This window comes from Streptomyces sp. R33 (assembly GCF_041200175.1).
Taxonomy (GTDB): Bacteria; Actinomycetota; Actinomycetes; order Streptomycetales; family Streptomycetaceae; genus Streptomyces; species Streptomyces katrae_B.
The window spans coordinates 2,089,769-2,110,217 of sequence record NZ_CP165727.1 but is presented as its reverse complement, the minus strand read 5'-3'; the positions used below and the strand labels follow the sequence as shown (position 1 = coordinate 2,110,217).

Below are 20,449 nucleotides of genomic sequence, written 5' to 3'. Positions count from 1 at the left end.
GGTGAGCGTGCCCGAGCTCGTGCAGACCTTCAGGTTCCGGGTGCGCCTCACGCGCAGCGCCACGCCCGGCCGGACCGCCGAGCCCCCTCCCGTCATCCCCCGGCCGCCCTCCGAGGCCGCCGCGCCCGGTCCCGCGGCGGTCGGCCCCGGCACGGCGGACCGGGCCCCCGACCGGCTCGGCGACGGCGGGTTCCAGGAATGCGCCGGACTGGCCCTGGAGGCGGACGTACGCGAGTACCTGCAAGGCGGCGCGAACGACGAAGTGGTGCGCCGGGTGGGGCGGGTCAGGCTCCAGCCGCTCGTCCTCAAACGGGGCATGCTCATCGCCGCCGACGGGGGGAGCGCCGACACGAGCCTGTGGGACTGGCTGCACGGCATGGTCGCCGGCGGCGCCCCGGTCCCGCGGTACGACGGCGACGTGGAGGTGCTCGACCCCGCGGGCCGACGGGTCGTCGCGCACTGGACGTTCGTCCGGGGCCTGCCGCTGAAGATCACCGGACCGACGCTCAACGCCCGTACGGGGGAGATAGCCGTGGAGGAACTGCACATCGCCCACGAGGGCCTGCGCCTGGAGCGGACCCCGTGACGGCCCTGGTCCACGCCACCCTGCAGCGGCTCACGGTCACGGCCCAGCCGGGGAAGGACCAGCCGCCGCTCGTCAAGGAGGCGGCGGACAGCCGGCCCCTCGCCGTCCAGTTCAACCCGGCCACCCTGCGGATCAGCCGCAACAACAACGTGGACCGGGGCGGGGCGACGACGAGGAACCAGAAGGTCCAGCATCCCGCGCAGGAGGGCTCGACCCTCACCTTCGACCTCGAATTCGACACCGCCGAACAGCGCGGCGGCGGACAGTACGTCGACGTACGCCGCTGGACCGCCCTGGTACGGCAGTTCGTCGAACCCCCGGCGAAGACCTCCGACCCGCCGCCCGCCGTCCGGTTCGTCTGGGGCACGCTCCGCTACAACGGCATCGTCACGCAGGTCACCGAGGAGCTCGACCACTTCGCGCCCGACGGGACCCCGCTGCGGGCCAAGGTCGGGGTGACGATCGTCGAGCAGAACTTCGCGTACCAGGCGCACGACGAGGGCCCCGGCACCCGCGACGCCCGGACCGCCACCGAGGCCGGCGAGGGGCGCACCGGAGCCGCGCCCGGTACGTCCGGCACCAGCCGGCCCCGGCAGGTCGTCCAGGCCCAGGAGGGGGAGTCCGCCCAGCAGCTGCTGTCCCGGCTCGGGCTGGACCCGGCCGCCTGGCGCGGCGCGATGAGCGGGCTCGACAGTCCGCTGACCCTGGCGGCGGGTGCCGCCGTCCAGCTGGGCGCGGAGGTCTCGGCGGGATTCGCCGCAGCGGCCGGGATCAGCCTCTCGGCAGGCTTCGCCGGGGACGCCGCGCCGACCTCCGCCGGGGGCCTGGCCGCGGCCCTGGGCGCCGGCGGCGGGTCCGGGGCGGATCCGGCGCCGGCCGGGTTCGTCCTCAGCGCCGGGGGCGGGATCGCCGCGTCGGCGGACATCGTGGCGGGCGCCCGAGTGGACTCCGCCACCGCGCGGGCCCGGCAGAGCTTCGAGGTGCCGACCGCGGCAGCGGGCCCTCCCGTACGCGAACCGACCCGCCCCGGACCGGCCCGGTACGCCCCGCCACCGGTCCCCGACCGGCGCTCCCTCGGCTACGGCCGGGGCATACCGCTGCGGGCCCGCGCCGACCCCGCGACCCTCGCGGAGGTCCGGGCCGGCGGCGCCCGCAGCCTCGCCGACCGGGCCCGGCGCGAGGAGATCCCGCCGCCCGACCCCGCAGCCGCCCCCTGGGAGCGGCTGCCGCCCGCCGCACCCGGCCGGGCCGCCGCCGACTGCGACACTCCCCGGCAACGCGGCCGTGACGCGGGCCCGACCACCCTGAGGTGGACACCGCGAGGAGGCCCGCCATGAGCGTGTACATCGGAGAGCTGCACACCGACGTCGTGCCCGCGGGCGGCGCCGCCCCGCCGGCCCCCGCTGCGGACCGGGCCGGCGGCACGTGGGCGGCCGCCGAGCACCACCGCGAGGCCTGCGAACGGGCCGCCTGGCTCGCCGCCCGCGTCGCCGCAGAGGGCTTCGATGACTGAGCCGGCGATCGCGGTCGTCTCGCCCGTCTTCGAGGTGGGCGGCGCACTCGTCAGGGACCTCGCGCGGGACTGCGTACGCCTGGAGGTCGCCGAAGGCGTCGAGGGACTGCGCACGCTGCGCGCGCACTTCCTCGCCGTCGGCGCCGGGGCCAAGGGCCCGCAGGACAGGCTGCGGCACCTCGACGGGTCCACGGTCGGCCTCGGCAGCGCCCTCAGGGTCGCCCTCGGCCCGCCCTCGCGCCAGCGGTACGTCTTCGAAGGCGTCGTCTCCGGCCTGGAACTCCTCCTCGGCGACGGAGAACCGCCGCTCGTCCTCGTCCACGCCGAGGACGCGCTGATGCGGCTGCGGATGACCCGCCGGATGCGCACGTACCACGACACCACCGACGCGGGAGTCGCCGAGGAGGTGGCGCGCGAGCACGGGCTCGGCGCCGACGCGGACGTCCCCGGCCCCCGCTACGACGTCGTACAGCAGCTCAACCAGAGCGATCTGGCCTTCCTGCGGGAGCGGGCCCGGCTCGTCCAGGCCGAACTGTGGGCCAGCGGCCGGACCCTGCACTTCCGCCCCCGCGGCAGCCGCGGTTCGACCCCGCAGACCCTCGTCTACGGCAGCGAGCTGATGTCGGTCCGGCTCGCCGCCGACCTGGCCCACCAGCGCAGCGAGGTCGTCGTCACCGGCTACGACGCCGACCGCCGCGAGGTCGTCGACGAACGGGCCGGCCCCGAGGTCGTCGAGGCGGAGACCGCCGCAGGCCGCACCGGGGCCGGACTCCTGGCCCGGGCACTGGGGCCCGGCACCAGCCTGCGCGTCCGGGAGGCCGCCCTGACCGCCGAGGAGGCCGGAACCTGGGCGCGCGCCGAAATGCTGCGCCGCGGCCGCCGGTTCGTGACCGTCGCGGGCACCACCAACGGCAGCCCCGATCTCGTCGTCGGGGGCAGGCTCACCCTGCGCTCGGTCGGCGCGCCGTTCGAAGGGGACGGGTACTACGTCACCCGGATCCGGCACACCTTCGACGCGGACCGCGGTTTCCGCACCCGCTTCGACGCCGAACGCTCCAGCCTGAACGAGGTGGTGTGATGTCCCTGCCCGCTCCCGCGGACGGTTCCGCCCCCGGATACTTCGGCGTCTACCCGGCGTTCGTCACCGACATCGTGGACGAGAGGCGGCTCGGCCGGGTCGAGGTGCGCTTCCCCTGGCTCGGCAGGGACGGCGACCGCGACGTACGCGCCTGGGCCACGCTCTGCTCCCCGTACGCCGACGACGAGCAGGGCCTGCTGGTGCTGCCCGAGGTGGGCAGCCAGGTCGTCGTCGCGTTCGAGGCGGGCAACCCGCGCCGCCCGTACGTACTCGGCGCGGCCTGGAACGGCCGCACCGCGCTGCCGCACGGGCCGGAGGACGCCAACAACCTGCGCGCCCTGCGGTCGAGGGCCGGCAGCCGGCTGGAGTTCGACGACTCCCGGGGCGCGGCCAAGGTGCGGATCACCATGGCGTCCGGCCACGAGGTGACCCTCGACGACGCCACCCAGCAGGTGACGATCCGGCACAGCGGCGGCTGCGTGGTGCGGCTGACGCCGACCGCCGTGGAGGTCCAGGCGAACGTGTCCGTCGACGTCAAGGCGCCCGTGGTGGCGGTCAATGCCCCGCTGGCCACCTTCAGCGGCCTGGTGAAATGCGGAACGCTGGTCACCGAGCAAGTGGTGATCTCCCCGGCCTACACCCCCGGCGCCGGGAACATCTGGTGAGCGCCGCAGCCGCAGCCGCGGCCGCAGCCCCCGACGGGCACGGCTTCAAGGTCCTCGCTCCCTGGTACGCCTGCGAGCGCGGGCACTTCGACCGCTTCGACCCCTCCGCGCACCCCCCGGCGCTGCAGAAGTACGCCTCCGCCGAGTTCGTCCGGGCGCTCGTGGCGGATCCGCGCGACTCGCTGCAGTTCGACCCCGAGGAGGACGTCTGGTCGTACCCGGTGCCCGTCGCCCTCGCCGACCGCGGCCCGGGCCGGGCCCGGTTCGCCACCCATCAGCTGGTCCGCACCCGGCTGCGCAAGCTCTACCAGCCCAGCCACGAGCGGTTCTACGCCGTCGTCGTCGAGCTCTTCTGCGACCGGCCCGGGCTGCCGCGCCCGCAGTCCGCGCAAGGCCTCGAGGTGGGGTTCGTGATGCGCCGGCGGCACGTGGAGATGAGCGCGCCGCCGAAGGTGCTGCGCACGCTCTCCCGCAGGCTGACGTCCGAGCTGCTGGCGGCCGGAGGGCAGGCGGGCTCGGACACGGGCCCGTACCTGTCGCAGGCGCAGGACGTGCTGTGGGCCGACCTGGCGCACCGTACGGCCTTCGAGGAGGAGAACCGCGAACTCCTGGCCCGGGTCGACCTGGAGAAGGAGACCCAGGCGTGGATGGCCGGGGCCGCGGGCGGGCAGTGGCGCAGGCTCGGCGAGCCGCCGCCTTCGGGCCGGCCGGACGACCGGGAACAGGAGCTGCCCATGTGGCGGCTGCCCGCCCGCTCGGGCGACTGCCGGCACGGAGCGCCGCCGCCGGAGCGGTCGCTGTGGTTCGGGGTGGTGCCGACCGCGTCCGCAGACCACGACGACCGCGGCGCCCCCAAGCTCGACGACCGCTCCGTCTACGAACTGCACTGCTTCGTACGGCGCACCCCGCGGCCCGGCCACGAGCACTGTCCGCCGCAGATCTCCTGGAGCAAGCCCACCGAGCCCTTCCGGCTCGCCTCGTTCTTCGACCCCGAGGGCACCAAGAACCGGAAGATCTCCATCACCATGCCCGACTTGCGGGCGGTGGCCGCCCGGGCGGCCGCACCGCCCGGCGCCGGCGGGGTCGCGATCACCAGCCCGCCCGGCTCGCAGCTGTCCTTCGATCCGGGCGGCGGCACGCCGAGCGGCGGCTCGGTGGCCGGCACCGTCCCGCGGACCTGCACGTTCGCCCTCGAGATCTTCATGATCGTGGCGTTCTTCGTGTTCAGCATGTTCCTGCCGATCGTGGTGTTCCTCTTCCAGCTGTGGTGGCTGCTCGCCCTGCGTTTTTGCCTGCCGCCCTCGCTGGAGGCGGCCGCCGCGCTGAAGGCCTTCTTCGACGGCACCAGGACCCTGGCCGACATGGGGCGGGCGGAGACGGACGCCTTCGACGAACTCCTCGGTGCCAAGGGCGCGGGCGCCCGCCTCAAGGACGCGAGCGACGCCTTCGCCCAGGACGACCTCGACGACCTGGTGGACCTGGTCACCCCGCCCGCCACCGCTCCCGTCCCGGCAGCGCCCCGACCGCTGCCGCCGGTCGACGACCCGCTGTGCGAGGGGGGATGAGATGGCCGCTCCGGCGCCCGCGGCCCGGGAACCGGCCCGCGCTCCCGTCCCCGCTGCGCCCGCACCTGCACCCGCGGGGCCCGCGCCCGCGACCGCCCCCGGAAAGCTCGCGGACGAGCTGTCCCGCGTGGTCGCCGCGCCCGACGTCCCCAAGGAGGAACTGGCCCTGCAGGGCGGGGCGCCGCTCGCCGTGCCCGCACCGGTCGAGGAGTACCTGGACCGCAAGGGGGCCGCGGGCGGGCCCGTACGCGTCCGCCTCGGCCACATCGCGGCCGGGGCCGTCCACCTCCGCAAGACCGGCCAGGGGATCGTCACCGGTCCCGGGAGCGGCTTCCAGCCGGTCCCGCTGCTGCACCCGCTGCTGCTGCCGCTGCGCACCCGGGGCATCGAGCCGGTGCTCGCGCTGCGCGTCCGCGACGGCGTACCGGAGGGGCACGCCTCGGCGAAGGTGCAGGGCATGACCCTCGACGGCGCCCGGGGCCTGTTCGACACCCTGCAGGGCTCCGCCGAGGCACTGGGCTGGCACGGCGTGGGCGGTCTGCGCCTGACGGGGGTGGAGAACGAACTGCGGGGCGCGACGCTCGTCGTGAGGGCCGGCGGGATGTCCTTCACGCTGGGAGGCTTCCTCAGCGCCTCCGGGAGCCTCGGCCTCGCGAACGAGCTGGTCACGTTCGATGCCGTCGCGAAGGGAACGGTGGCCGGGCTCGGCTCGGTGGAGGTGCCCGTGCTGCGGGGGCCGGACGGGGCGCTGTCCGGGAAGGCGCTCGTGGACGTGGCGCTGCGCGGGTTCACGGGGCAGGTGACGGCCGCCTTCGCGGCGGGGATCGTCGACGTACGCGGAACCGTGCGGTACGCCAACGACCGGTTCGACGGCCAGGTGACGCTGCTGGCCACCGACGCCAAGGCGGCGAAGGAGCTGACGGACAGCCAACTCCCCGCGCAGGTCACGTCCGCGAAGGGGGTGACCGGTGAGGCGGCCGGTCCGGACGCGACGCAACCCGCGGGCCCGCGCCCCGGCCCCCGGGTGGTGGCGGGCTGGGGAACCGTCCACGTCCGGCTGGCGGACTGGCTGAGCGGCGAGGCACTGGTGGTCGTCGACCACCACGGCGACGTCACCGTCGTGGGCAAGATCCTGCCGAAGATGGACAAGCCGCTCTTCGAGCAGAGGGACTTCCTCAAACAGCTCGCGAAGTTCGAGGTCCGCGCGGCCTACGGCATCCCGCTGGTCGGGAACGTCTTCCTGTTCGCCGGCATCGGCCTCGAAGCGATCGCGAAGATCGGCCCCGCGACACTCGACAAGTTGGAGCTGACCGGCACCTGGTCGACCAGGCCGGAGGTGCTCAAGAGCTTCGGCCTGACCGGCACCCTCAACATCTCCGCCTACGCGGGCCTGCGGCTCAAGGCCGAGGGTGGCGCGGGCGTACAGCTCGTGGGCCACGACATCAAGGCGGGCATTGCGCTCACCGCACTCGCCGGAGTGCGCGGCTACGTCGAAGCCACCCCGGTGATCGGCTACCGGGAGGTCGCCGATCCGAAGGCGGGCAAGCACGGGGAGTTCTTCCTGGCCGGGCACATGGAGATCGCGGCCCAGCCCTTCCTGGGGCTCGGCGGCGAGCTCTTCGTCGAACTCGACAGTCCGTGGTGGTCCCCGGCGCCGGACAAGCGCTGGAACTGGCCGCTGGCCCAGCTGGAATACCCGCTGCCGGGGGAGTTCGGCGTCGGGGCGGACGTCGAGCACGTCCTGGGCTCGGGGAAGGTCCCCGAGATCACCTTCGGCGAGGTGGACTTCAGCCCGGACAAGTTCCTGACGGACCTGGTCGGCGACCACGTCCCGGCCAAGTCGGCCAAGGACGAGCAGAAGAAGGGCGTCTGGAAGGACCCCGGCACCCCGACGGCCCCCGCCAAAGCCCTGGCCAAGGCCCCCGCCAAAGCCCCCGCGAAGGCGGCCCCCACTCCCGCCCCGGCCAAGGACCAGCCGGCCAAGGACGGCCACGCGGTTCCGCCACCGGACAAGAAGGACCGCTGGCTGACGGGCCTGCAGGCGCTGGGCACCCTCGCCGAGCGCTCGCACAAGGACCCGTACGACGAGACCGAGCTGCGGGACGCGCTGGCCGGGATCAGGAAGAAGCACGGCTTCACCGTCCTCGACGCCGAGTTGGAGGCGGACAAGTGGCAGGTCACGGCCGGGATGAGTCCCAAGGTGAAGGCGGCGAAGGTCGACGCCGCGCCGAAGAAGGCGAAAGAGCCCGGGGAGGAAGGCGTCGACCGACGCGTGCAGAGCAAGAGCCACCCCCTGTACAAGGACGAGTACCTGCCCGCGTTCAAGGGAGGCCGGCACCAGGAGTTGAAGAACGGCAAGAGGAACTTCGCCGGCACGGAGATCAACCACATTCCGCCGTACGGCGTCTACTCGAAGATCAGCGACCTCTCGTTCGGCCAGGGCCCGGCGATCCAGATGGACAAGATGGACCATCGAGGGCTGAGGGACCGCTGGGGCAACTGGTTCCATCCCCGGGTCGCGAGCACCGGCTCCTGGGACGAGGCCAAGGATCACCGGGCCGACCAGCTGCGTCTGATGAAGCGCAAGAAGTTCAACGCCGCCGTGGAGAAGGACATCGACGACATCGAGTCGAAGTTCGGCAAGAAGTACGACAGTGCCATCGCGCAGCTGAAGCCGAAACTCCGCGAGGAGGGCTGGTGGAAGTGACCCCTGCCAGGGAGACGCCCCGGTGACGGTCCCTGCGGACCATGGACGCCATGGCAGCATCTGACGCCCTGACATCCCTCCCCGGCGGCCGCGGCCCGGCGGCCCTGTCCGCCGGCGAGGCCCGGCTCGGGACCGGGGTGCGGTTCCCGTTCCGGCCCGGAAACGGCGGCGGAAGCGGAGGCGGAAGCGCCGGCGGGCTCGGGTGGGTCGCGGGGGCCGCCGCCGTCCGGCAGTCCGTCGAGACGATCCTCGACACCGAGCCCGGGGAGCGCATCATGCGCCCCACGTTCGGCTGTGGACTGCGACGCCACCTCATGGCCCCCAACACCCCCGCCACCCGCACCGCGATCGCCGCCGAGATCGCCGAGGCGCTCACCGCCTGGGAGCCCCGGATCCGGGTCACCGAGGTCGCCGTGACCCCGGGGGAGGAGCCGGCCCTGGTGTGGATCGACATCGCCTACGTACACCTGCTCGACCTGAGCCCGGCCAACCTCGTCTACCCCTTCTACCTGCGGTAGAGGCCGGGTGACGACGGTATGCCGCTGATCGGCCCCATCCTCGACGACCGCACCTTCCAACAGCTCCGGGACGAGCTGGTCAAGCGGATCCCGGTCTACGCACCCGAGTGGACCGACCACAACGCGGGCGATCCCGGCATCGCCCTGCTCGAACTCTTCGCGCACCTCGGCGAGTCACTGCTCTTCCGCTTCAACCAGATCCCCGACGCCACCAAGGCCGCCTTCCTGCGCCTGCTCGGCGTCCGCCCGCGCCCCGCGCTCACCGCCCGCACCCTCCTCGTCCTGCAGACCGAGCGCCCCGAGGGCGTCCAGGTGCTGCGCGGCGCCGAGGCCCGGGCCGGTGCGGTGGCCTTCGAGACCGACAACGAGGTCGTCGCCTGGCCCCTGGAGACCCTCGCCGTCGGCAAGACGCCCGCCCCCGGGGCCTCCGGCTCCGCCGAGAGCCGGCGCCGGCAGAACGCCGTCGCGGCCCTGCCGAAGGACGAGCGCAAGCGGGTGGCCTCCGGGGCTGCCGTCTCCTTCTACGTCACCACCGCCGTCCCCACCGACCCTCTGGACCCCGACCAGCCGCCTCTCGACGTCAGCACCACCCTCGACCGGTCCCTGTGGATCGCCCTGCTCGCCAAGGACACCACCGACCCCCGTCTGCTGGCCGGCCGGACCGTCTTCGTGGGCGTGGTCCCCGACGAGCGACTCCCGCGCCCCTACGACCTGCGCGCCCGTGACCCCCACGACCCCACCCGGCTGCGGGCCGGCGACCTCGTGAGCGCCCCGCCCGGCTTCCTCTGGGAGCTGTGGAACGGCCCCGCAGCCCCCACCGCCTTCACCCCCCTCGCCGTGCTCGGCGACACCAGCCGCGGTCTCACCACCACCGGCGTGGTCTCCGTCGCCCTGCCCGCCGCCTTCCCCGCCCACCCCCGGGGCCGCGCCGGCAGCGGCGGCCTGCACAGCCCGCCGCCGCTCGACGACGAGAAGACCGCCGGCCGGGTCCTGGGCTGGCTGCGCGTCCGCCGCCCCGCAGGCGAGAACGACGCCATCCACCGCATCCGCTGGGTCGGCGTCAACGCCGTCGGCGCCGTCCAGGCCCGCACCGCCGCACCCGAACTCCTCGGCACCGGGACCGCCGACGCCGGCCAGGTCCTGCGCCTCACGCAGCGCCCCGTCCTCGCGGGCAGCGTCCGGCTGGAGGTCGAGGAGGCAGACGGCTGGCAGCCCTGGACCGAGGTCGAGGACTTCGCGGGCAGCGGCCCCTTCGACCGGCACTACACCCTCGACGCCGACGCCGGACTCGTCCGCTTCGGCACCCGCTGCCGGCTGCCCCAGATCGGCGAACGCATCCGCGTCCTCGCCTACCGGCACGGCGGCGGCTCCGCCGGAAACGTCCCGGCGGGCGCGATCGGCGCGCTCACCGGCGTCGCCGGGATCAAGGTCACCAACCCGCTCCCGGCGGCCGGCGGCGCCGACGCGGCCTCCCTCGCCGACGCCCTCGACGCCCTGCCCGCCGAGGTGCACCGCCGCGACCGGGCCGTCACCTCCGACGACTTCCGCTCCCTCGCCCTCGAAGTCCCCGGCGTACGGCGCGCCGAGACGCTGCCCCTGCTGCACCCCGACACGCCCACCCAGCCCGCCGCGGGCGTCGTCAGCGTGCTCGTCTTCCCCGCCGAGGACCTGCGCGACCCCGGCGCCCCGCTGCCCGACCTCGCCCTGCTGCGCCAGGTGGCCGCGTACCTCTCCCCCCGGCGCCTGGTCACCACCGAGCTGTACGTCATCCCGCCCACCTACGTGGACATCGCCGTGTCCGTGGGCATCCGGACCCGGGACGGCTACCAGCCCGACGCGGTGCGCCGATGGGTCGAGCTGATCCTGCGCCAGTACCTCGCCCCGCTGCCGCCGTACGGGCCGGAGGGCGCGGGCTGGCCCCTGGGCAGGGCCGTGCGGCGCGCCGAACTCGAGGCCGTCGCCGCCCAGGTGGAGGGCCTGGAGTACCTGGAGGACGAACTGCTGCTGGCCCGGCGGACCGGTACCGCGTGGACCCCGCTGCCGCTCGTCCCGCTGAACCCGTGGGAGGTGCCCCGGCTCGCCGAGATCACCGTCGTCACCGGCAGCCCGCTGCCCGTCGGCGCCGGCTACGGCTCCCCGCCACCGCCCCCCGGCGACCCCGTCGTCGTACCGCTGCCCCCGGAGGTGTGCTGATGTACGGCGACCGCGCGATCGGCGTCCTGGCCGACCCGGACCAGTGGCTGCGCTGCCGCCACGAGTCCACCGCCCTCCTCGACGAGGGCGGGGTCGGCCTCGCCTGGGAACCCGAGCCGGAGTCCGGGCCCGACCCGGGGACGGCCGTCCACGGACCCGCCGGGCTCGCCCTCGACCGCTGGGGCCGCGCCTACCGCTCGTACCCGCGCGCGGGACGCGTGGAGGTCCTTCCGCCCGGTGGCGGCGAGGGCGCGCCCCACCACCGGCCGGGCACCCTCTGCGTTCCGCGCGGCCTCGCCGTGGACGGCGCCCAGCGGCTGTTCATCGCCGAATCCGGCGCCGGCGCCGTCCACGTGGTCGACCTGTGGGGGGAGCGGCTGCTGCGCCGGGTCCCCGTCCGCAGCGCGGACCGGCCGCACCGCCGCCCCCTCGACGTCACCGCCCACTGCGGGGCGGTGGCCGTCCTCGTCACCCGGCCCGCCGGAATCGTGCTGCTCCAGGGGCGCCGCGGCCCGCTGCGCGGACCCGTGCTGCACCCCCCGCCCGGCAGCGACGGCCTGCGCCCCACCCGGATCGCCGACCACGCCGGACACCTCCACGTGCTGTGGACCGGCGCGGCCGGCGGGCACGCCGTCGTCGCCCGCGCCGACGGCACCCGGCCGCTCGTCGTCGGTGACGCCACCGACCTCGATCTGACGGCCGACGGGGCGCTGGTGGTGGCCCGGGCCCCCGGGCAGCCGTTCCGGCGGTTCCGTACGGCCGGCGGCGCCTGGGCCGAGATCGAGCCCCTGCGGGCCCCCGGCTACGACGGCGGCGCCGTGACCGTCGACCCCCAGGGCCGCGTCGCGTTCACCACCGCCGACGGCCTCGCCCGCACCGCCGGTCCCGCCGCCCGGTACACGCCCGCCGGGAGCGTCATCGGCTACCGCCTCGACGCGGGCGAGTACCGCACCCGCTGGGGCCGGCTGTTCCTCGACGCCTGCATCCCCCCCGGCACCGAGGTCCGCGTCAGCTTCCTGACCACCGACGAGGACGGCGTCCCCGACCCGCTGCCCTGGTCTGCGCCCGTCCGCGGCCCGCGCTCCGTGCGCCATGCCGACCAGACCCCGCCCCTGCCCTCCCGCGCCCTCTACGCCGAACGGCTGCCGCCCTCCGCGCCGCTGTTCCGGCGACCGACCGGCCGCGAACTGCCCTGGGCGCAGATCGACCCCGAGGACGGGTTCGAGACGTACGAGGCCCCCGTACAGGCCCCGCCCGGCCGCTACCTGTGGATCGTGCTCCGGCTCGCCGGCACCCTGCGGCTGAGCCCCCGCATCCGGGGCCTGCGCGTGGAGCGGCCCGGACACCGCCTGTCCGCGGCGCTCCCCAGGGCCTGGAGCCGGGACGAGGCCGACGCCGCGTTCCTGCAGCGCTTCCTCGCCCCCGCCGAAGGCCTGCTGCACGACCTGGACTCGCGCGCCGCCCTGCGCACCCTGCTGCTCGACCCGCGGGCCACCCCGCAGGAGGCCCTCGGCTGGCTGGCCGGGCTGCTCGGCCTGGCCCTGGACCGGCGCTGGCCGGTGGGCGCCCGGCGCGAGCTGATCGCCCAGGCGTACGACCTGTTCCGCATCCGCGGCACCGTCGCCTGCCTCGAACGCATCCTGCGGCTCTACCTCCCGCTGCCCATCAGCGTGGTGGAGCACTGGCGGCTGCGCGGACTCGGCGGAGCCGTGCTCGGCGCCGGACCCGGCGGGGCCCCCGCACCGGCCGTGGGCGGAGCGGCTCGTACCTCCGGGGCGCTGGGCAGGTTCACCGTCGGCGGCACCCGGCCCGGAGAGGACGGCTACACCGCCACCGCACACCGGTTCAGCGTGCTCATCCCCGCCGATCCGAGCCCGGTCCAGCTCGACGTGGTCCGCGCCATCGTGGAGGCCCACAAACCGGCCCACACCCTCGTCGACATCTGCCCGCTCGGCGCGGGCATGCGGATCGGCCGCACCCTGCACCTCGGGCTCACCTCCGTCGTCGGGCCGGGCGCTGCCTGGGGGCCCGCCGTCGTCGGCCGGGTCCGCGTCGGCGAGGACGGCATCGTGGGCGTGCCCGCCGCCGGCTCCCGCGTCGGCGAGAGCACCATCGCCGGGGCGGTGCGCGTCGGATGAACGGCCCCACCGTGGTCATCGACCGGCTGTCGGCGACCCTGCGCCCCGACCCCGCCGAGGCGCCGCCCGCAGCGGACCGGCTGCGCGGACCGCTGCGGCACGCGGTCGGCGGCGCCCTGGAGACGGCCCTGCGCGGCCTGGCCCTGCCGCCCGGGCACTGGTGCCTGGCCCGGCTCGACCTGACCCTGGACCTCGACCTGGCCCGCCCCGATCCGGCGCTCGCACGGGACTGGTCCGAGGCGGTCGCCGCCGCGATCGAACGGACCGTACGCGAGGGCCGCGCGGCCGCGCCGGGCGCTCTCGTGCACTACCGGCACGACGTGGAACTGCTCGCCGACGCGGTCGCCGGCCTCGCCGCCGGGCGCCGCGAACGGCTGTGGGCCTGGCGGCAGACCGGCATCCTCCGCCCCGGCGACCCCGCCCCGGAGGCGGCGCCCGGCCCGGCGCTGCTGGCCGCCCTGGAACGCCACCCGCAGCATGCCGCGGCCGCAGTGCTCCGCGCCGCCGAGGACTGCGGGCTCGCCGCGCTGGACCGGGCCTGGGGGCAGGACGGCTGGCAGCGTCTGGCCGCCCTCGTCGCCGGCCGGGACCCTGCCGCGCAGGAGCCCGCCGGCCCGGCGCCCGACCCCGGGACCCGCGCGCTCGCCCGGGCCCTGCTCGCCGGATCGCGGCTGGCCGCGCTGGTCCGCGAGAGCCGGCTGCGCCCCGCCGCACCGGTCTCGGCCGCATGGGCCGTACTGCTCCTCGCCGAAACCGACCCGGCATCGCTGCACCGGCCCTCGGCCCGCCCCGGGCTGTGCGGGCTGCTGGCGGACGGCCTGCGGACCCTCGGCGGCGGCCCCGCCCACACCGGCCCCGAACCGGCGCTGCGGTCACGGGACGTGCCGGAGGCCGCCGAGCCCGCCGGGTCCGGTGAGCAGGCCCCGGCGCTGCCCATCGACGGCCCCGAGTCCCCGCCCGGCCGGGACGCGCCGCAGGAGCCGCCCGCCGCCGCCCCGCGCCGCGTCGATGCGGCAGGGACTGCCCCTGTGCCGGACGCCCCCGCGGCCGGTGGCCCCGATGCGCAGGGCCCCGTACGGGTACCCCGGCAGGAGGGTGCGCCGGCGCAGGAGCCGGCCGCCGATCCGGTGGGCGGCGCGGCCACCGGCTGGGCCGGGCTGCTGTTCCTGCTCGCCGCGGCGGCCGAGACCGGACTCCCGGACCGCGTCCTCGACGAACCGGCCCTGGCCGCCCGGCCGTTGCCCTGGGTGCTGCATGCCACCGCCCGCGCCCTGAGCGGCCTCGCACCCGCGGACCCCGCCGCCCTCGCCCTCGCCGGGCTCGGCCCCGGCCGGGCCGCCGGGCTCCTGCGCGCCGCCCCGGCAACCCCGCCCGAACAGGCCGCCGTGGACGCTCTCGCCGCCGACTGGGCCCGGGCCACCGCCGCCCGCCTCGGCGACGGGCAGTACGCGGACGACCCGTTCGGCGCCGTCGCCGCGGTCGCCCGCCGCCCCGGCCGGATCACCGCCGAGACCGGCTGGATCGAGGCCGAACTCGCCGTCGCCGACACCGACCTGGCCGTCCGACGCGCCGGGCTGGACCTCGACCCGGGCTGGGTCGGCTGGCTCGGCGTGGTGGTGAGGTACCGCTATGTCTGAGCGCATCAGCCGCGACCTCTCCCGCCGGGCCGCCACCGTCGCCGTCCGGGTGGCCGAGCTGCTCGAAACCCTGTGCAGCGAGGAGGCGGCCGGCGGGTCCGCCGCGTTCCTGCGCGACTGGGCCGCGAGCGCCGCGCACCGCGCCGCAGCCGCCCCCGGCACGCGCCCCCCGGCCTTCACCCCGCTCGACCGGCTCGTGCACCGGTTCGGGCTCGGCTCCCTGGAGACCGAGCTCGTCCTGTTCGCCGGGCTCCCCGAGGAACACGAGGGCCTGGCCCGGACGTTCCGCACCATGAACCCCGGCGGCGCCCCGCACCCCAGCGTGGGCCTCGCGGGCCTGCTGATCGACTGCGCGGCCCGTACCGGAGCCGAAGGCGGGGTACAGAGCCACGCGCCGGACCGGGTCGCCCTGCGCCGCCTGCTCCACGAAGGCCCGGCCGTACGGGCGGGCGTGCTCGCCCTCACCGGCGACGGCCCCTTCCACGAACGCTCCCTGACCCTGGCTGACGGCCTGTGGGAGGCCCTCCACGGCTACCCCGCCCGGCCCGCGGCGCTGGAGGAGGCCGATCCCGGCCCGCCGGTCGCCGGCCTCGACTGCTGGCTCGACCTCCCCGAAACCGTCGGGGCCGTCGCCGCCCTGCGCTCGCGCGAGCCCCGCATGCTGCTGGTCGCCGCCCGTGACGAGACCGTTGCCCTCAGCCGCTGCGCCGCCCTCGCCCGCGCCGCCGGACTCGGCCTGTTCGCCGCCCGGACCCGCCCCGAAGACCCCGGCGCCATGGGGCTGCTGGGCCTGCACGCCGCCGTACGGGACGCCGTGCCGCTGCTGGTGGTGCCCGCCCCGACGGGCGGGGCGGGCCCGGTCACCCCCGCCGCCGGCCGGATCCCCGGCCCGCTGCTGGTCTGCGCCGCGCCGGGCACCGTACGGCCCGGGCCGCAGCGGCCCGTACTCACCGTGCCGGTCGGGCCGATCGGCACGGCGGACCGGCGCACCGCCTGGCGGGCGGCGCTGCCCGGAGCACCGGAGCGCGCCCCCGAACTGGCGGCGCGCCATCCGCTCGACCCGGCGCTCACGGCCCAGGTGGCCCTCGATGTGCGCAGCCGCGCCGGGCTGGCCCCCGACACCGAGGAGGCCGGGGCCGGCCCGGACGTCTCCGGCGCCATCCGGGCCCGCGCCGGAGCGCTGCTGCCCTCGGGCGTCGACCTGGTCAGCCCGGACGCCCGCTGGCCGCGGCTCGTCCTCGGCGGCGAGGCCGACGGCCAGCTGCGCGACGCGGTGGCGCGGCTGCGTCACCAGGCGCTGGTCCTGGACGACTGGCGGCTGCGGGAGGCCGCCCGGGCCGCCCGCGGCGTACGGCTCCTGCTCACCGGGCCGCCCGGGACCGGCAAGTCGCTGGCCGCCGAGGTGCTGGCGACCGAGGCGGGCCGGGACCTGCTGGTGGTCGACGGCTCCGAGCTGGTCTCGAAGTACATCGGGGAGACGGAGAAGAACCTCGCCGCCTGCTTCGAAGTGGCCGAGCGCACGCAGGCGGTGTTCCTCCTCGACGAGGCCGACGCCCTGTTCGCCACCCGTACGGAGGTCTCCGAGGCCAACGACCGGTTCGCGAACATGGAGACCGCCTACCTGCTCCAGCGGCTCGACCGGTTCGACGGGCTGGCCGTGCTCACGACCAACCTGCGGCAGAACATCGACGCCGCGTTCATCCGCCGGATGGACTTCGTCGTGGAGTTCCCGCTCCCCGACGAGGCCGGCCGGTACCGGATGTGGGAGCTGCACCTGCCCCGCGCCCTGCTGCACCCCGACGTGGACCTCGCGGGGCTCGCGCAGTACTACCCGGTGCCCGGCGGCTGGATCCGCAACGCCGCGATCGGCGCGGCCTTCCGGGCGGCGGACGACGGGGGAGCGGTCCGCCAGGGCCACCTCGTCGAAGCGATGCGGCGCGAGTACGGGAAGGCGGGCCGCCCCTTCCCCGGGGAACCGGCCGTCCCGGGCGGCGCCGCCGCGGACCGGCGGGCCGCGCGGGCCCTCGGTTCGGCCCGCGACCCCGCCCCGGACTCGGTGCACGACTTCCCCGCCCCGGCGTTCGACCGGCGTACCCAGAAGGAGAGCTCATGACGGCGCTCGGCTCCGGCAGCACCCCGTGCGGCTGCGGCGGCGGGTCCGCCCCGGACCTGCCCACCGGCCCCGGGCACGGAGGCGGGCCGTGCGACCCCGGCCCCTGCGGCGGGGACGAGCTGCCCGTCAACCCGTTCCTCGCGCTGCGCGTGGCCTTCGGGATGCTGCTCGGCGAGGACGACTTCCGCGTCCTGATGGGCAATCCGCGCGGCAAGCTGATGCTGCACAACGCCTGGCTGCACGGCCCCGGTGTCGTCCGGGGGCTCGGGATCGCCCGCGACGGCGACGAGCTCAGGGTGCTCCCCGGGCTGGCCGTCGACGGGCTCGGCCGTGAGCTCACGCTGGAAGCGGCCTGGTGCGTCTCGCTGACGGCATGGGCGCGGGACTGGATCGAGGCGAACCCGCCGCAGGACGATCACCCGCCCCGCGGAACACCTGCGGACGCCGAGCCCGACCCACCCCGGCGGCGCACCGTCGAGGCCTGGATCCTCGCGGAGTTCGCGTCGTGCCCGGACCGGCCGGTGCCCGCGCTGGCCGACCCGTGCGACGTCACGCGCCGGCACGACGACTTCTCCCGGATCGTCGAAACCGCGCGGATCACCATCCGCTCCACCGCCCCCGCACCGTGGCGTCCGTACCACCGCGTACGGGTCCTCCTCGGCCTCGACGAGGCCGCCCCGGGGGACACCGCCGGCCGGGAGGCGCTGCGGGAGGCCGCCGAGGTGGCCCGGGTCCCGGCGCACCTGCGGGCGCCGGCCCTCCTCGCCGCGTTCCGCCGGCTGGCCGCCGCCGATGCCACCGCACTGGAGCCGGAGCGGGCGGAGGGCGACATGTGCCCGCCGTGGGCGCCGGTGACGGAGGACCACGCCCCCGTCGTCCTCGCCCGCCTCACCGTCGAACTCACCGAGTACGACGGGTGCGTACGGGTCGAGCAGGTGCGCGCCGACCCGTCCGCACGGACCGCGGTCCTGCCCACCACCACCGTCCAGGAGCTGGTGTGCGGCCTGGCGCCCGGGATCATCGGCGCCGCCGCCGAGGCGGATGCGGGAGGCCCGCGCCTGATCCGCGGGTCCCTCGCCTGGAGCCGCGAGTACACCGTGCTGAGCTTCGAGGTCACCGCTCCGCTCGCGCAGGGCTCCGCCGAACCGGAGGGCATCGAGATCACCTCGCTCTCCGACGCCGGACGGGGCTGGGCGACGGACGAGGTCGCAGGGATCCGTGTGTCGGCCGACGGCCGCCGGGTCAAGGTGGACCTCGACCAGCGGCCCGCGTACGAGACGGTCCGCATCCGCGTCCGCGGCACCGGGCCCAAGCCGCTGTACGGCGTGCACCCGCGCGCGCCCTTCGCGGGCCTGGAAGGCGGCCCGCCGGGCACCGCCGACGAGGGGAACGACGCCGTCGTCACCGTCCATCTGCCGCGCCAGGCGGCCCCCGGGAGGACCGAGGAATGACGATCAGCGAAGGCACCGCCGCGCCGGCCCCGCCCGCCGGCCCACCGACCGCGCCGCCCGCCACCCCGTCCGCCACCGCCGACGGCGGGATCGACCGCCTGGACGCCTTCGACGGGCTGTTCCTGCGCGCCGAACACCTGGGCCGCATGCAGGACTACGCCCGCGAACTCGCCCTGGCCGTGGGCGCGGCCGGCGGCCCCGGAGTGGTCGAGGGCTACGAGGTCAGCGTGCAGGACGGCACCCTCCGTGTCGGTGGCGGCCTCGCCGTCTCCCCGGAGGGGCGCCCGCTGCGCTCGGAACGCCTCGTCACGCTCCCGCTCACCGGTCTGAAACCCGGCCTCGACGGGTTCTGGTGGGTCGAGGTGGCCCCCGACTCCCGGCCCTACGGCGACGCCCCGGTGCAGGGCGGCTACTGCGACGACCCGTGCGCGGGTACGGGCACCACCCGGCGCCCGTACGTCTCGGAAGGGGTGCGGATCCGGCTGACGGAGGGCACCGAGCGGGGCCTGGACAACCAACTGCCCGCCTCCCGGCGCAACTTCCTCGCCTCGCGGATCTTCGCGGCCGAGCGTACGGCGCACTCCCCGTGGCCGTACGGGACCGGCAGCGCACATCTGCCGCTCTCCTGGACCCCGCCCTCCGCGAGCCCCGGACTGCCGAAGACCGTCCGGCTCGCGGTGCTCCTGCGCGACCCCGGCAGGCCCGACGGGTGGGAGGTCGACATCTGGGCCGCCCGTCGCGACCGGGCCGCGGCGCCGCCGTACCGGTACTGGCAGTCACGGCTCGGCATGCGGCCCTGGGACGCGTACACGGCCCAGATCCTCCAGTTCCAGGACCAGTTGGTGCAGGTGCTGGGCGCTGCGCAGGCGCCCGCGGCCGATCTGGGGGCGCTGCTGGAGCAGTTGGCCCTCATCGGCGAAGAGCAGTTCCTCAAGAGCCACACCAAGGACCAGCTCGGCCAGGAGGTCGCGCGGCTCATCACGGGCCTCGGCGAGGGCGCCCTGATCAGGCCGGCGGCCGCGGGCGCGGGCCCGTACACCCTGGAGCAGCTGGGCATCGCGGAACTGCCGCCCGCCGGGTACCTGCCGTTCACGCCCGAGCCGGAGCAGCGCGCCGCCGTCGGCGGGATCCGCGCGCTCCTGGGGCAGCAGGTGGACCTGAGGTACTGCTCGTGCGCGCTCGCCGATGTCGCGCAGGCCGTGGAGGAGGCGCAGCACCGCGACCGCATCCGGCTGGCCGAGCCCGTCGGCGTGGACGTCCTGCTGCCCGTCGACGACCGGCAGGTCCCGGTCGGGAACTGGGTCGCGTTCGTCAGGAGGGAACAGCGCCACTGCTACGACCCCGGGGGCGGCAGCGACCGGCGGGGCGGGGAGAGCGCAGTGAACGCGGAGAGCGAGGAGACGGATGAAAAATAGCACTCGGTGACTGCTCGGTGACGGTGCGCGCATAGCATATGCGTCGGACTTCTATGCAGGAGGACCGCCTATGAACCAGCAGTTCCTCGAGTCACCGGTCCGTGTCCCCGGGCAGGGGGAGGCGCCCACCCTCCACCTCCTCGGCGGCCCGCGCGTCGTCCATCAGGGGAGATGGCTGGACGTGCCGGAAGGCGGCAAGCGACTGCTCGCGTTCGTCGCGCTCAACGGCGGCCGGGTCGAGCGCCGCCATGCCGCGGGCACGCTGTGGCCCTCCGGCGACGACCTGAGGGCTGCGGGGAACCTGCGGTCCGCGCTGTGGCGGCTCAAGGCCGCAGGCATCGACCTGCTCGACTCCGACAAGTGCTCGCTCGCCGTGCGCGAGCACACGGTGGTCGACCTGTACGTGCTGTACGGCTGGGCCGGGCGGCTCATCGGCGGCACCGCCACCAGCCAGGACCTCTCGGTGCTGAAATGGCGTACCGACGCGCTCGATCTGCTGCCCGGCTGGTACGACGACTGGGTGCTGCTGGAACGCGAACGGGTCCGCCAGCGGCTGCTGCACGCACTGGAGGCGCTGAGCCGTGAACTGGCCCGCGTCGGCCGCCACGCCGAAGCGGTGGAGTCCGCGCTGGTCGCGGTGAGCGCCGAACCGCTGCGCGAAAGCGCCCAGCGGGCCCTGATCGAGGCCCACTTGGCGGAGGGCAACCTGATCGAGGCGATGCGCACCTACGACACGTACCGCGACCTCGTGAAACGCGAACTGGCCGTGGAGCCGGGATGCGAACTCTCCGGCCTGATACGCAACTTCTGCCGCTCCGCCACCCGCACCCGCGAGGCGGTGGCCGCCCGGGTGCGCCACGCCTGATCCAG

General features: G+C 75.9%; 15 protein-coding genes. All 15 read left to right on the top strand.

The features are described 5' to 3' along the window. The first annotated feature begins 7 nt into the window (after positions 1–7). The 15 genes from AB5J51_RS09985 (at position 8) to AB5J51_RS09915 (ending at position 20,444) form a co-directional block, all read left to right on the top strand. The gene (locus tag AB5J51_RS09985; RefSeq protein WP_369777470.1) at positions 8–586 is read left to right on the top strand and encodes a phage tail protein; all 579 of its coding nucleotides are present in this window, start codon (positions 8–10) and stop codon (positions 584–586) included. Next, positions 583–1,923, top strand: a complete 1,341-nt coding sequence (locus AB5J51_RS09980) for a hypothetical protein (protein WP_168724239.1) — start codon at positions 583–585, stop codon at positions 1,921–1,923. The genes AB5J51_RS09985 and AB5J51_RS09980 overlap by 4 nt, the downstream gene beginning before the upstream one ends. Beyond that, positions 1,920–2,099: a hypothetical protein gene (locus AB5J51_RS09975; RefSeq protein WP_369777469.1), complete on the top strand. Its 180-nt coding sequence runs from the start codon at positions 1,920–1,922 to the stop codon at positions 2,097–2,099. Before AB5J51_RS09980 ends, AB5J51_RS09975 begins: the two co-directional genes overlap by 4 nt. Continuing rightward, positions 2,092–3,177: a phage late control D family protein gene (locus AB5J51_RS09970; RefSeq protein WP_136224443.1), complete on the top strand. Its 1,086-nt coding sequence runs from the start codon at positions 2,092–2,094 to the stop codon at positions 3,175–3,177. The genes AB5J51_RS09975 and AB5J51_RS09970 overlap by 8 nt, the downstream gene beginning before the upstream one ends. Continuing rightward, on the top strand, positions 3,177–3,842 hold the full coding sequence (locus AB5J51_RS09965; protein WP_369777468.1) for a phage baseplate assembly protein V: 666 nt from the start codon (positions 3,177–3,179) through the stop codon (positions 3,840–3,842). Before AB5J51_RS09970 ends, AB5J51_RS09965 begins: the two co-directional genes overlap by 1 nt. After that, positions 3,839–5,407: a hypothetical protein gene (locus tag AB5J51_RS09960; protein WP_369777467.1), complete on the top strand. Its 1,569-nt coding sequence runs from the start codon at positions 3,839–3,841 to the stop codon at positions 5,405–5,407. The genes AB5J51_RS09965 and AB5J51_RS09960 overlap by 4 nt, the downstream gene beginning before the upstream one ends. Before the next feature lies 1 nt (position 5,408). Continuing rightward, positions 5,409–8,114 (top strand): hypothetical protein, encoded by a 2,706-nt coding sequence (locus AB5J51_RS09955; RefSeq protein WP_369777466.1) that lies wholly within the window; start codon positions 5,409–5,411, stop codon positions 8,112–8,114. Positions 8,115–8,164: 50 nt separating this feature from the next. Further along, on the top strand, positions 8,165–8,632 hold the full coding sequence (locus AB5J51_RS09950) for a GPW/gp25 family protein (protein WP_206310694.1): 468 nt from the start codon (positions 8,165–8,167) through the stop codon (positions 8,630–8,632). An 18-nt stretch (positions 8,633–8,650) separates the two neighbouring features. Then, on the top strand, positions 8,651–10,825 hold the full coding sequence (locus AB5J51_RS09945) for a putative baseplate assembly protein (protein ID WP_369777465.1): 2,175 nt from the start codon (positions 8,651–8,653) through the stop codon (positions 10,823–10,825). Further along, positions 10,825–12,963: a phage tail protein gene (locus AB5J51_RS09940; RefSeq protein WP_369777464.1), complete on the top strand. Its 2,139-nt coding sequence runs from the start codon at positions 10,825–10,827 to the stop codon at positions 12,961–12,963. Before AB5J51_RS09945 ends, AB5J51_RS09940 begins: the two co-directional genes overlap by 1 nt. Continuing rightward, a complete protein-coding gene (locus AB5J51_RS09935) occupies positions 12,960–14,600 on the top strand; it encodes a hypothetical protein (protein ID WP_369777463.1) in 1,641 nt (546 codons plus the stop codon). Before AB5J51_RS09940 ends, AB5J51_RS09935 begins: the two co-directional genes overlap by 4 nt. After that, positions 14,593–16,713, top strand: a complete 2,121-nt coding sequence (locus AB5J51_RS09930) for an ATP-binding protein (RefSeq protein WP_369777462.1) — start codon at positions 14,593–14,595, stop codon at positions 16,711–16,713. The genes AB5J51_RS09935 and AB5J51_RS09930 overlap by 8 nt, the downstream gene beginning before the upstream one ends. After that, positions 16,710–18,164 (top strand): hypothetical protein, encoded by a 1,455-nt coding sequence (locus AB5J51_RS09925; protein ID WP_369777461.1) that lies wholly within the window; start codon positions 16,710–16,712, stop codon positions 18,162–18,164. The genes AB5J51_RS09930 and AB5J51_RS09925 overlap by 4 nt, the downstream gene beginning before the upstream one ends. Next, on the top strand, positions 18,161–19,579 hold the full coding sequence (locus AB5J51_RS09920) for a hypothetical protein (RefSeq protein ID WP_369777460.1): 1,419 nt from the start codon (positions 18,161–18,163) through the stop codon (positions 19,577–19,579). Before AB5J51_RS09925 ends, AB5J51_RS09920 begins: the two co-directional genes overlap by 4 nt. A 70-nt stretch (positions 19,580–19,649) precedes the next feature. Continuing rightward, entirely contained in the window at positions 19,650–20,444 is a 795-nt protein-coding gene (locus tag AB5J51_RS09915; protein ID WP_136224433.1) for a BTAD domain-containing putative transcriptional regulator, read from the top strand. Positions 20,445–20,449: the final 5 nt, after the last annotated feature.